Source organism: Noviherbaspirillum sp., from assembly GCF_035944575.1.
Lineage (GTDB): Bacteria > Pseudomonadota > Gammaproteobacteria > Burkholderiales > Burkholderiaceae_D > Noviherbaspirillum.
Genome location: NZ_DASZBA010000144.1, coordinates 17,589 through 30,110 on the forward strand (window position 1 = coordinate 17,589; position 12,522 = coordinate 30,110).

Annotated in this window: 13 protein-coding genes and 1 tRNA gene; 9 read left to right on the forward strand and 5 right to left on the reverse strand. The window is 48.4% G+C overall.

Annotated features, from left to right (window positions below; translation table 11 throughout):
- Positions 1-10 precede the first annotated feature (10 nt).
- The 6 genes from VGU61_RS10130 (at position 11) to VGU61_RS10155 (ending at position 5,195) form a co-directional block, all read left to right on the forward strand.
- Positions 11-571, forward strand: coding sequence for a hypothetical protein (locus tag VGU61_RS10130; RefSeq protein WP_326858995.1), 561 nt, complete (start codon positions 11-13; stop codon positions 569-571).
- Between the two features lie 122 nt (positions 572-693).
- Positions 694-1,008 carry a helix-turn-helix domain-containing protein gene (locus tag VGU61_RS10135; RefSeq protein WP_326858996.1) on the forward strand — a complete coding sequence of 105 codons (315 nt, stop codon included), beginning with the start codon at positions 694-696 and terminating at the stop codon, positions 1,006-1,008.
- A complete protein-coding gene (locus tag VGU61_RS10140; RefSeq protein WP_326858997.1) occupies positions 1,001-3,682 on the forward strand; it encodes a hypothetical protein in 2,682 nt (893 codons plus the stop codon). The genes VGU61_RS10135 and VGU61_RS10140 overlap by 8 nt, the downstream gene beginning before the upstream one ends.
- A gap of 103 nt (positions 3,683-3,785) precedes the next feature.
- The gene (locus VGU61_RS10145) at positions 3,786-4,166 is read left to right on the forward strand and encodes a hypothetical protein (RefSeq protein ID WP_326858998.1); all 381 of its coding nucleotides are present in this window, start codon (positions 3,786-3,788) and stop codon (positions 4,164-4,166) included.
- A 106-nt stretch (positions 4,167-4,272) separates the two neighbouring features.
- Positions 4,273-4,938 (forward strand): hypothetical protein, encoded by a 666-nt coding sequence (locus VGU61_RS10150; protein ID WP_326858999.1) that lies wholly within the window; start codon positions 4,273-4,275, stop codon positions 4,936-4,938.
- 17 nt (positions 4,939-4,955) lie between these two features.
- Complete coding sequence (locus tag VGU61_RS10155; protein WP_326859000.1) at positions 4,956-5,195, forward strand: HGGxSTG domain-containing protein; 240 nt, start codon at positions 4,956-4,958, stop codon at positions 5,193-5,195.
- A 476-nt stretch (positions 5,196-5,671) separates the two neighbouring features.
- Here VGU61_RS10155 and VGU61_RS10160 read toward each other — a convergent pair whose 3' ends face one another.
- Entirely contained in the window at positions 5,672-6,757 is a 1,086-nt protein-coding gene (locus VGU61_RS10160) for a hypothetical protein (protein WP_326859001.1), read from the reverse strand.
- Between the two features lie 399 nt (positions 6,758-7,156).
- On the opposite strand from VGU61_RS10160, the gene VGU61_RS10165 reads away from it, so the two are divergent.
- From VGU61_RS10165 to VGU61_RS10175, 3 genes are all read left to right on the forward strand, one after another.
- Positions 7,157-8,449, forward strand: a complete 1,293-nt coding sequence (locus tag VGU61_RS10165) for a DNA cytosine methyltransferase (protein WP_326859002.1) — start codon at positions 7,157-7,159, stop codon at positions 8,447-8,449.
- Positions 8,450-8,513: 64 nt separating this feature from the next.
- Positions 8,514-8,948, forward strand: a complete 435-nt coding sequence (locus tag VGU61_RS10170) for a very short patch repair endonuclease (RefSeq protein ID WP_326859003.1) — start codon at positions 8,514-8,516, stop codon at positions 8,946-8,948.
- 36 nt (positions 8,949-8,984) lie between these two features.
- Positions 8,985-10,289 (forward strand): NotI family restriction endonuclease, encoded by a 1,305-nt coding sequence (locus VGU61_RS10175; RefSeq protein WP_326859004.1) that lies wholly within the window; start codon positions 8,985-8,987, stop codon positions 10,287-10,289.
- 348 nt (positions 10,290-10,637) lie between these two features.
- On the opposite strand, the gene VGU61_RS10180 is transcribed toward VGU61_RS10175, so the two are convergent.
- The 4 genes from VGU61_RS10180 to VGU61_RS10195 all read right to left on the reverse strand — a co-directional run bounded on the left by VGU61_RS10180 (position 10,638) and on the right by VGU61_RS10195 (position 12,224).
- A complete protein-coding gene (locus VGU61_RS10180) occupies positions 10,638-11,105 on the reverse strand; it encodes a protein-export chaperone SecB (RefSeq protein WP_326859005.1) in 468 nt (155 codons plus the stop codon).
- 2 nt (positions 11,106-11,107) lie between these two features.
- On the reverse strand, positions 11,108-11,359 hold the full coding sequence (locus tag VGU61_RS10185; protein WP_326859006.1) for a hypothetical protein: 252 nt from the start codon (positions 11,357-11,359) through the stop codon (positions 11,108-11,110).
- Positions 11,356-11,913: a hypothetical protein gene (locus VGU61_RS10190; RefSeq protein WP_326859007.1), complete on the reverse strand. Its 558-nt coding sequence runs from the start codon at positions 11,911-11,913 to the stop codon at positions 11,356-11,358. The genes VGU61_RS10185 and VGU61_RS10190 overlap by 4 nt, the downstream gene beginning before the upstream one ends.
- Before the next feature lie 235 nt (positions 11,914-12,148).
- Positions 12,149-12,224 (reverse strand) — tRNA-Arg (locus tag VGU61_RS10195).
- Positions 12,225-12,522: the final 298 nt, after the last annotated feature.

Consider the following 12,522-nt stretch of genomic DNA (forward strand, 5'->3'; position numbering starts at 1 on the left):
CAAAAGTCACATGTCAAACTACTCCACACATGCACAAGAGGCAATGCTCAGTGACGAATTGATCCTGAGACTATTTGATAAGTTTGAGATCGCCTATAGATCGGGGAATAAGGCTGCCCTTCTGCATGCTTGCTTCCTGGCCGCAAGATCGCAAGCCCGCCTTCCCGACTGGGCCGCGGACGCAATGCTTCAGATGGAGGCAGACTTGAGGAATGGACACGTCACTGATCTCAACAAAGCCTTTGGCTGGGCGCCTGAACACAAAGCCACCCGTGAAAAACGCGAGCGTCTGGAAGAAAATGAAGAACGAGTACTTTCTCGTCTCCATCAACATCGCTTAGAGGATCGTTTCGAAGACGGAAGTTTTAGCGCTGACGTATTCGACCTAATCGCCAAAGATCTTGGACTCGAAAGAAGAGTGGTGCAAGGCATCTATAAAAAGCATGCCAATGAATTAAAAAAGCTTCCTCGAGGCAATCCCAATAAGCACGCTGTTTTTTTCGTTCGATCGTCTGGCCCGCAAGTGAGGCGATATGGTCGTCCGATACTGCATGATCAGAATAAGAAGTGAGCTGGGAAAGGCACACTTTTCGGTTAAAAAGTGTGCTGTATTCCGCATCAACGAATACCTAGAATTGTCTCCACTGATCCCGAGCATCCTGCGTACGGATTCAAAAAACAGGAGCAATTCTAATGAAAGACCCAATTCAAAGAGGGCCCAACGCATCCCTGGCAAGTACTTCATTGACGGGCATGGATGGCACCATGGCTGTTTCTTCTAACAATGGAGAGGCCGCGGCTCTTCCTGCAACCGGTTATCCAGAAAGAATGATCCCGGCTCAGGCCGCCTCGTACCTGGGCGTAGCAGAAGAAACCCTTGCCATCTGGCGCTGCACTAAGCGCTATTCACTTTCGTACATCAAGGTTGGGCGTCTGGTTCAATACCGCAAGAGTGACCTCGATGCCTTCCTGGCTGCGCGGACTGTGGAGGCCTCACGCGATGCATGAGCCCATTAGCCTCATCGACGCACCTGCTGAAGGTGACCATTATGCATTTCGTGCAGTAGTGGAAAGCCCGTCACCTTTGATCACCCCGCTGAGATCGGAAAATGACCTCATTGCGCCTCTGCTGCTTCGGCAAGGCTCAACAGCACTCGACTCCGTAATAATAACGGGCCATGCAGAAATGGAGGAGATGTTTCCGAATTCGACGCAATCGGAGACAGATGCCGTGGCAAGAATCGATAAAACCGATAAAACCGATTCTGTGCGAAATGAAGTGTTCCTGCAGAAGATTATCGGCAATAACCCAGATCCTCTGCCGATGATCGTTTCGTTCAGTGGGAATCCTAAAAATGCGGAAGCAAGAGCATGGCAGGCGACACGTCTGCAACCTGGCCGAGTGTTGTCTTCGCAAGATAATAACTACTTCGCACTGGCGACGTTTCATCAGAGCGAAGACGGCAAACATCGGCGCCGTAAAAAGGATTTCGCCGCCCTTCACGCCATCATGCTGGACGATGTAGGCAGCAAAGTCGATGCGGGACGCGTTTCGCTGTCCCCTTCGTGGGCGATCGAGACATCATCAGGCAATTATCAGCTTGGCTACATTCTTGCCGAACCCCTGACAGACGGCAGTTTGGCAGACCATTTGATGAACGCAGTTATTGCTGCGGATCTGTGCGATCCCGGTGCAAATGGGCCGCAAAGCCGCCTCGCGCGCCTGCCGGTCGGGATCAACGGCAAGTATGATCCGCCCTTTCCCTGTCGTCTCGCGGAATGGGCGCCTGACCGGCGCTATACGGTTGAGCAAATCATCAACGGCATGCGCCTCGACATGCAATCTGCTGGAAAGAAAGGAAAGGCTGCCAAGGCAAAGAATGCTTGCGGTGATAGCTCAGCAGCCGAAGCCCTGTTCACTCTACCGAGCGACAATCCTGTCATTGCCGCTCTACGCGCGAAAGGACTGTACAAGTCCTTACTGGCGGAAGGCAAGCATGACATCACCTGTCCATGGGCAGCTGAACATTCCGGTGGCATCGATGGTGGTGCTGCATATTTCGAACCGAGCGACGCCACGCCTCTCGGCGGCTTCAAATGCCTGCATTCCCACGGAGACAAAATCCGTATCCGTGCCCTGCTCGACTTCCTCGGTGTACCCATGTCGGCTGCGCGAATGAAGCCGATCATTCGCATCATCCCGGGAGAGCTGGACCAGATCGTGGATGCTGCCGAACGCAGCTTGACCCTTACCGGTCAGTACTTCCAGCGTGGCGGGATGATTGTCACGGTCGTCACCGATCCTGGCACAAAAGAAACCTGCGTACAGACGATTAGTCAACCGGCACTGCTGCGGGCGCTATCCAAAGCAGCCGTATGGGAGCGGGTCAACGGGAATTCTGGCGGTTGGATTCCTTGTGATCCCCCTGCGAAACATACCAATGTCCTCTTCGATGGCAGCTGCTATCCGCATCTGCCGGCATTGAACGGCCTGGCTCGCCAGCCGTACCTGCGACTGGACGGCTCCCTGTGCTGCCATCCCGGTTACGACGCTCAGACTGGCATGTACGGCGCCTTCTCCGCACAGGACTTTGCGATTCCGGATATTCCAACCCGTGAGCAAGCGCTGGGGTCTTTTACCGTCATCGCCGAGCTGCTGAGCGAATTCTCATTCGCACAAGAATCAGATCGCAGCGCAGCCCTGTGTGCAATATTGACAGCCACCATCCGCTCGAATTTGCCGACCGCACCAATGTTTCATGTGCGTGCACCGCAAATCAGTGCCGGAAAATCGTATCTGTGCGAGCTGATCACGGCATTCGCCACTGCCCAGGCTGGTACGCCGACAACATTTCCAGTCGAAGACGAGGAATGCCGCAAACTTTTGCTGGCAGAACTGCTGCAGGCACCTGCCGTGATCGAGTTCGACAATCTTAACTGCGATCTGCTGGCACACAAGAGCTTGTGCACCGCACTGACCAGTGGCCGGATGACGGGACGCATTCTGGGGCTTTCCAAGACGGCGACGGTCAATACGCAGGTACTGCTTCTGTCATCAGGAAACAATGTTGGTCCCGTGGCCGACATGACCCGGCGCTGCGTCACCATCAACCTGGACCCGAGATGCGAAACGCCAGCAACGCGTACATTCAGCCGACCAGATTTGGTCGGTGAAGTACGGAACAACCGTGGACGATACGTCAGTGCGGCGCTGACCATCATGCGTGCATATATTGCAAACAAAAGTGCACAAACCAACTGCAAGACAATCGCCAGTTTCAATCAATGGACCGACTGGTGCCGCAAGCCACTCATCTGGCTGGGGCTTCCTGATCCGGCCACATCGGTATTCGAGGGGATGGACATCGATCCTGATCGGGAAACACTGGGCCGGCTGCTGCTGGTGTTGGTCAAACTATTCGGCAAGCACCCAATTATGGTCCGGGACCTCAAACGCAAGGTCCTGATGGCAAGTCCAGAGACCGATGACCTGCGCGATCTGCTGGAGGAAATTGCGGGCGAGCGGGATGGCATCAATTCCCGCCGGCTAGGACGCTGGATCAAGCGCCACGCGGGACGGATCGTTCACGACTTGAAACTGGTTCGCGCCCCCATTAACCAGAACGCCGAAAGCTGGCGCGTTGAATCGGTTATATCGGTTTCATCGATTGATTCGACTTAAAAGACAAAGTCGCCGAATACATATAAATCGTTTCCGCAGCAACCAGCGTCTTTCCTTTTTGCGACAACAAATTCTCACTTATTGACTTGAACAGGAGTTCATCATGAAAGAAGTAATCGTCAAAGAAATCGACCTCCGTCCCATTAAGCGTCGTGCAGATCAAATTGAGAAGATTTTAAGAACTGTGGATAAGTTCATGAAGAAGGTCGACAACGAGGTCTACAGTTGTGATCAGTACTATTCTGATATCCGACCCAACATAAATTGTTCCTGGGCTGCCCGAGCAGATCACGCTGCCATATTGCAAATCGAAGAAGATATTTTAGTTGCGCGACGTGCTTTAAAAATGCTTCTCCCCTCCCTGCAGAGACTGAACGTCATTGCATCTGAGTATATCGATCAAGCTGAAAGCCCTCGGGTTACTGAGAATTTCAGTAGTAGTCACACGACCGACTCCGAAGACGATGATGACATACCGTTTTAATCACTGAATGCACCAAGGTGTTATCGAGCAATTGTGATAGAGGTCAGTGGCCGGGTAGAGAGCCTTACTCTGCAACTGACCGACTTAAAAGTTGAGGTAAGCAAGGATGAACAAATTAAGACAGGCAATCGAATTGGAACGTGAGTCGCTTCAGGACATGAAACTTGCATCCACTCTCGATTTTTCCGGACAGCCGGAGCGTGCTGCTGAATTCCATATCGCAGCAACATCTTACAATGAGGCGGCAGAGCAGGCATTGGACTGCCGTGCTCCTCCAGTTGTGATCAGTGGGGAATGCACGCCAACTGAAATGCAACGTCCAGACAATCAAGGAGGGTGGGCCATACGCAATACACTGGCCAGTCCGGATACAGCAGCGATTCAGGCCAGCATTGAACGTACCGATCTACTGATGCAGGGACAAAGCGAGGTGTTGGCACTGGGCCTTGACGCAGCAGAGTCAGCCAACTGTGACAACAGCCTGGAGAAAATGCTGGCACACCAGATGGCGCTGGCACATACGACCGCCTTTAAAGTCATTGACGAGGCGATGCGCCAACGGGATGCTGCTGACTTGGCACGTCTTCTCAATGCCGGAAGCAGATTGATGGCCGTGTACCAGCAGGGCCTGCTTACCCTGCATCGAGTGAAGAATGGCGGTAATCAGACGGTCACGGTGCAGCATGTGACGGTCAATGGCGGGCAGACGGTGGTGACCGGCAGCGTGCAACCCCAGGGGCCTGCTCGCCCTCGAGGCGGGGTGAAGGAATGACGCGGAGGAACAACCCCATGCAACTGCACGCCGCTGCTCGCTGCGGAGCAAAAACCCGCTCGGGTGCACCATGCATGGGGCCAGCAGTACAGGGAAAGCGCAGATGCAGGATGCATGGTGGGAACAGTCCCGGCGCACCTAAAGGCAACCGCAATGCGCTCAAGCACGGTCAATATTCGGCGAGAGCCTTGGAGCTGCGACGGAAAGCAGCGAAAATTCGCAGGGAACTCGCAAAGCTGGTCAAGGTATTTGAGTAAAGAAATTTTCCTTGTTTGTTCTCGATTCACTCTTTCTTTGTCTGAATGGACTCGTTTTGGCACGTTGCGCATGGTGGCGTTCTGAAAAGCAAGTATTTTGGACGAGCCAAAATTTTTACACTCCCTTATCTCTGCATTGGAGGAAGTAGGTCGGCTCTCGGCATACTTCCTTTCTACAGCGTCGAACCATTTCGCTCCAAACCCCGGTATATAGTTTTTTAAACTCGCATTGCAAACTGTAATACCGAATCTTCGGGTTCTCTATAGGAGGCTTTAAATGAGTAAATCGGCAAATAGTGGCAAAGGTGGATCTGTTGGCAGCCCCACGAAAGGTCCTGGCTCTCCAGGACGGGGGCGTACGCCTAACGGTTTTTTTGGCGGCAATTGGCCGAGCCGTAAGCCTAATACGCCATCAGGAACAAACCGGGGCAATGCTGTTCCCGCACCGAAGCGGTAACACTTGCCCGTTTTATTAACTAGTTCACCGTTTTGTTGTGAAAGTCGTACCAAAATTGGTAACGGTTTTGGCACCACTCCTCAAAATTGCTGTACCTGAAAGGAAGCATCGGCCACGGTGCCAGCTTCCTTTCCTGTTCGCTGCCCATATACAATGCCGCCAGTTCAGTGCAGCGCTCTGCCATGTACCCGAGTAAATTAAGGTAACGCGCCCCCCAATAGAGGTGCCATGCACCTGGTTGATTTTCTTCTGCAAATATTGCTCCAGTTATTTTTTTGAGAATACTTGGGTGAGGATATCGGCTTCCACGGTTCCACTCTCCTGCTGTTGTCCGTCCTATGATCAAATCATTTTCTAGGAAAGCTTTATGATCGAGAAATGAATCAATGGTCTTGGCTCCGATCTCGTTACGCAGCCAAGTGAAGTACAGTGCATAAGGATTTTTCCCTTTGTGAACTGACGAAGGAAGTACTGTCCGTACCGAAGTTGATCGGCAGTTGGGGTTCATGCGACAGAAGTCGAGATCCCATGCAGCAATATGTCCAAGCTGTGTTTCAAGCATTAGTGAGGCTTGCAGTGGCTGTATCGATACGATGTCCTTAGCGCTAGCAAGTAACTCTAAGGCCTGCGGCCAGACTATTTGAGCCAATAGCGGGTCAGATGCCATGTAAATAGCTGCATCTTTAAACCGTTTTTCCACTATTAATCGTTGAGCCTCAAGACACTGTTTTTCCACGTGCAAAAGAAAAGCATTTGAGCGCGCTTCGATGTCCCATCCGCTACCAAGCATGGCAAGCCGCCATGGCAGAACGGGAGAGTCGTTAAAAACGATGTTGATGGTTTCATCAGTTATTCCTTGGCTTAAGAGGAAATAAAGGAGTTCGTCGAGGAGTTCACGTGTGGGCTCCCGCCGACTTAACAAAACCTGCTCTAGCCGCTTATAGAGGCCTTCATGCCCATTATTTGACATAAACGATCGTAGATTTACACCGATCAGTTTGTGAAGGACAAAAGGATGAAGCATCATAAGGCCGGAAAGCTGAATAGGTACTGGCTTGCCGGGGAATGGTAGGCAGAATTTCATCATCTTTTCTTGCGAAACCATAAAATCGGCAATTGTACGTACGATACCGCCCGGACCGATTTATTCCCGACGCTTTTGAATCGATGGTTGCTCTTACTTAACCTTAAATCGCTCAGGGTCCCTCTTGGACCAGATGGCGTCAATTGAGTGTCGGGCTGACGAGAACACACGTACCATAACGCCGTGTTGCTGCGCATGGGAAAGCTGTCTTTCAATAAATAGGCGTATTTAAAATTTCATTCCCGTTCGCAATTCATATAAAGGTGCTTTTCTTTAATGTTGTCAAGCGACGGCTTTATGCCTGAAAGAACGATACAGCGTTGCTGCATGGTTCAAATCTAAAGAAACCGTCATCGTGGCTTCGTGTAAACTATTCGAATGCTTCTTTTGTGTTCCTAGCAGCGCCTATTAAGAGATTAAATGAGTAACAATGTCCTGCCCCACAGTCTGGGTAATTTGCCAAGAACTTGTATTGATTTGTTTGCTGGTGCTGGAGGCTTGAGTACAGGCCTTGAGTTGGCAGGATTCAATGTGCTTTTTGCAAACGAGATAGTTCCAGTCTATGCGACCTCCCTAGCACAGAACCATCCACAGACAAACGTGTATGTAGATGATATTCGATCACTTGCGCCAAACAATATTCGTAACGTCAGGGAATCGCTGGGGTTAGAAGTCGGACAATTGGATCTTGTAGCAGGCGGCCCGCCTTGCCAAGGCTTTAGTATTAATGCTCCATCTAGGTCCACATCAGATGACAGAAACCACCTTTTTCTGAACTATTTGGATTTTGTAAACGAGTTCCGGCCTAAAGTAGTGCTGATTGAAAACGTGCCGGGCATGGTTTCTTTTTCGAATGGCGGCACGATCAGAGCCATTTTGGATAGCCTTGAGTGTTTGGGTTACAAGGCAAGTGTCCGCATTCTTTATGCACCTCATTATGGGGTTCCCCAAATGAGATGGAGGACCATCTTTTTAGCTACCCGCCTTCCTTTTGATCCGGACAGCTTATATCCTGCACCTACCCATAATATAAAGGGAAGACCCAATTTCACTGCAAAGTTTGCGGGAAGGAGTCTGATCTACTCGCATGAGCACATAATCTCGTGCGCTTCAAATGCTGCGACCACAGTTTGGGATGCGATAAGTGACCTGCCAGTTATACCGAATGGTGGCGGTGATCCGACCATGGCTTATGGCTCCGAACCTAATACTCTGTATCAAAAATTTCTTCGTTTAGATTCGAACGCGTTAACAAATCATCAGTGCGCTGGTTTGGGCTCTGCAAATACAAAACGCCTGCCGTACATACCACCTGGAGGTTCATGGCGCGACATCCCTCACGAATTGCTGCCGGAGGGGATGAAGCGAGCGAGGCGCTCCGACCATACAAAACGCTATGGTCGGCTGGATCCTAATGGAATTGCAAGCACTATCTTAACTAAGTGTGACCCTCATTGGGGGGCATACATTCATCCTAACCAAGATCGGGTACTAAGCGTTCGAGAAGCAGCCCGTCTTCAATCATTTCCAGATAGGGTAACTTTTGCCGGCTCACTTTCTGAGCAGTATGAACAAGTCGGGAATGCTGTACCTCCACTTTTCGCTCGAGCTATTGGATACCAAATTCAAGATACGCTTAGGTTATATGAACGTGGTGAACAGATCATTGCTACTGACGTTCAATCTCAAGTTGCTTTGCCACTTTCTGATTAACCCCTCTCAAAGCTCTGTTGAGGTTAACCTGAAACTCCCAGTACGGAGTTCTGCCAAATCCTTTATGGCAGATCGTATTACACAAGAGCAGCGAAGCGCAGTAATGGCAAAAATCCGGTCAAAAGATACTAAACCGGAGTTGGCCTTACGTTCCGCACTGCACCGGCTTGGCTTCCGCTTTCTCGTGCACCGGAAAGACCTACCTGGCAGACCCGATATAGTGCTTCCCAAGCACAAAACTGTAATTTTTGTCCATGGATGTTTTTGGCATCAGCACAGCAATTGCAAAGATGGACACAAACCTTTGTCAAGAGAGCACTATTGGTATCCGAAACTTGAAAAAAACGTAATTCGAGATGAGGAAAATCGACGCTTATTGGAAAGCCTAGGATGGAAAGTCTTTACTGTTTGGGAGTGTGAAATTCAAGCGGACCTTCAAAGGAAAGCGAAGCAGTTGAGCGAGAGGTTGAGAGGGGTTAACGACTGCGAACAATCTTAGTACCAAATAGAAATTGAATTCTAGTAAGATTGGCGGATGGACAGCCTATCCCCGACCTCTATCCCACATCAATCTCCTAACGATGATGATTTTTTCGAAAGAATATCGAGCAACTCACGATTTGGCATTGGGGAGTGGTACGGCTATTCTTTCTATGACATCACACCTGAGGAGCGGAAACGCTTTGTGACCTTCAGGCCATTGCCTGGTAGTAAAATGAAAAGTGATGATCGTAGAGCGCTTAAGAAGTTACAAGCTTTGCATACGTCTGGAAAAGTTTTAACTAATGAAGAAGAAGCAGAACTTGAAGTGCTTCGATCAATAGATCCTACCAAACTTAAGAAATCTGAACAAAAAAGATTAACAAAACTAGAAGACTGGCTTAGCTCCGGCACCCCTCTTCGGGGTAACGATATAAATCGTCTAAATCGCTTGTTAGGCCTTCAGCTTCGTGAACGTGAAGGCAATCTACCTTGCCCGTTCAAATCTACTGAGGTCGAAACTTTTCCTTGTACGAAAAAAGGTGGAGTGTGTTCCCTACGCTTATATCAACGAAAAGACGACGGAAGTATTCAGCCGTTTGCCGATACAAAAGACCCTCTAGGTGGAATCCGCGCAACTTGTCCTAACCGTTTCCATGAGAAAGGGGATGCGTTTAGCTGGGCAGGGGAAGCGCTGTTGAACCAAAGTCAGCCCAGTCTTGCGCGTGAAGTCGGATTTTTGGAATCGGAGCGAAAAATTTTCTCCAACCAAGATGAGTTAGAGGAAGAAAGTTCTGAAGATACTTCTCTCGGAAAAGGAGAAGATGTTGGCCGAATCGACTTGATCTTGGTTGATCGCACTAAACCCTTAAACTATCCATTGCCTTGGGCAGCACTTGAAGTTCAAGCAGTGTATTTTTCTGGCCCGGAGATGGGGTCAGACTTCACAGCCATCGAAAGAAATTTGGAAAATGGCGGCACAGGATTAATTTGGCCTACCAAGGTAAGGCGTCCTGACTATCGTAGCAGCGGACCAAAACGCCTTATGCCGCAGCTCCAAATAAAAGTGCCAACCTTACGGCGATGGGGAAAGAAAATGGCGGTAGTAGTTGATCGCTCGTTCTATCAATCAATTGGCACAATGGAAGAAGTTAAACACGCTTCTAACTCTGACATCGCATGGTTCGTTATGGACTTCAGACCGGTCCCAAACGAACCAAGGATGGAGATGTACCGGACGAAGAATATACGCTTCACGACATTAGAGGAAGCAGTAGAAGGTTTAACTGGCGGTAAAGCTGTTGCAAAAGAAGAATTTGAGAGTCGAATACTACATTGGTTTGCACGTAACAATAACTAAGAAATGCATGAATCCAATTCATGCTAAACCCCTAGCTATGCCGCCTGGACAGTCACTGAACAGCGCCGCAGGCGCTCTTTGGCTTAGAGAAGGCGGAATTAGCCCAAGTATTCTGGAACTTCGATGATCATTTGGCTCAAATAGTATTCATGGACCAACAAAAGTTCCAAGAAGAAATATACGCCTTGGCGACTAAGTGGGATTGGCTCAAAGTAGCATGCAAGAGTTTTGCATACTCTGACGATTTTCCTTTGGAATCCTAAAAGGTTAAGCCGCTATCAAATAATGATTCGAAGTATGTTCTGTGATGGATTATTTGCTGTGTCGCCTTGGCAACATACGAATAGCCTACTCTATTTTTATAGGGCCATTTTCTTGGTCACCGACTGAATCTCCACTATTTTCCCGAGCTTGCTTTTGCATGTTGTACATCGCTTGAAAATTCACTGCTGGCAAAATAGAAGGTTTGAACCCAGCGTTTATACACACCGTACTAACAAAAGCTCGTAAATAGGGATATGCAATGGCAGGCGCATTTACTTTCATAAATTGGGAATCAAGCGTTTCATCTGAAACAACAAAATTCGCGTCCTCTGCATCCGAAACATGAAAATCGACGGCATATGTCACCGTCATTCCAAAGTTTTCTTCCTCAAGTCTAAGCTTCAGATTTAAAACGATGGATATCGTATTCCTGTCGACTTTGAGCACACTAACTTCTAGTGCTAGCTTCTTTTTAAGTTCTACTTCGTCTGCAGATGAAACCAGTAGACGCTTTAAATAAAATTTTATTGGCTTGATCTTAAGCGATGCCATGATCATGCTGCCAAAGCGTACAACTCATCATTTGCAGCGGCTTCGAATATATCGTCTTGGCTGATACAAGAATCAAAATTAACTTCTACTGCATCTTGTTGATCTACGGTACCGACAAAATCAACTTCATCCTCTGAATAGCTAGTTATACGGCGATTGAATTCAATACCGCACTCTGTCAGATGTTTTTCTATATCTTCTGTTGTCAAGTCCTGTAGGATCTTAAGTGCCCGCTCAAAAAATTCGGCATTCATTTCACTGCTCCTTTCTCAGCAATCTGAGTCGCACCACAACATCCCACTTCGTGTACGCATAAAACAGTGGTATTCGGCACGTTTAGCTGAAGTTTCATTCGTCTTTCACGTGTATTTTTAATATACAAATTATGCTTTACGCTCTGCCCTTTGATCTGGGAGATCATCGCGTTGAACAATTTGCAGTTATGTTCCTTAGGCGGTGTACTCAATTCAAAGTCTTTAAAAATCTTATCAAAATATATCTTCTTCAGCATGTTGAAACGGACTAATCCATCCATATCCGTTAAATCAATCATTCTTCCTTCGTCAAGAGTGATTGAACATTTCAACACGCAATATTCTTCGTATTTGTAAGACCGAGAAGTTAGATCATACGCTTGGGCTTTGGCCCAATCGGCTGCATTTATTTGTGGGTCAGAAATCCCTTGGACAAAAAAATAAACTCCAAAGCCAAGCCATTCATCTTCCTTACAACTAATCTTAAATTGAGAAGCTAAGATCGACTTTCCAGCAGCCGCACTTGTCCCATGAAAACCTTCTAAATTGACCATGTAATAGTTGCAACAGTGCAATGTTTATCAAGAATCATAGCATGTGCAGCTATTTTCTAAATTTCACATATCAAAGCATCTACAAGTCTAATCTTGTTTAGACCGCCATCATATGACAAATATCGGCATCTAAAGCTCGGGCTCAAGGGCTTCAAAATAAAAATACTTAAGTAACCCGGGTGTAACCCTAAAGCTCTTAGATCTAAGGACAAGAATGCTAAGTTCTTGATTTAAATGGCGCGGCTGGCTGGAATCGAACCAGCGACCCTTGGCTTCGGAGGCCAATACTCTATCCACTGAGCTACAGCCGCGTAGAGAAACTTGGGAAGGCATGAAGGATACCTTTTTTCGGCTGTGCCGTCCATGCAATATATAGAACGTACGTTCCTAATCGACTATTTTGCGTCTATAATCAAGGGTTTTGCGAGTATTGCGCCGCAGTATCGATGAGTCTTGCTCTCGTGCGCGCACCGCTGCCGGTTTCGAAATTTGTATTGAGGGAATAATGAGCGACGCACATAACGACCATGGAACACTAATCAAGACTCCAAAGCAGCTGATTGCTGCTGTGGCTGCCGGTTTCATCATTCCCATTGTCTGTATCGTATT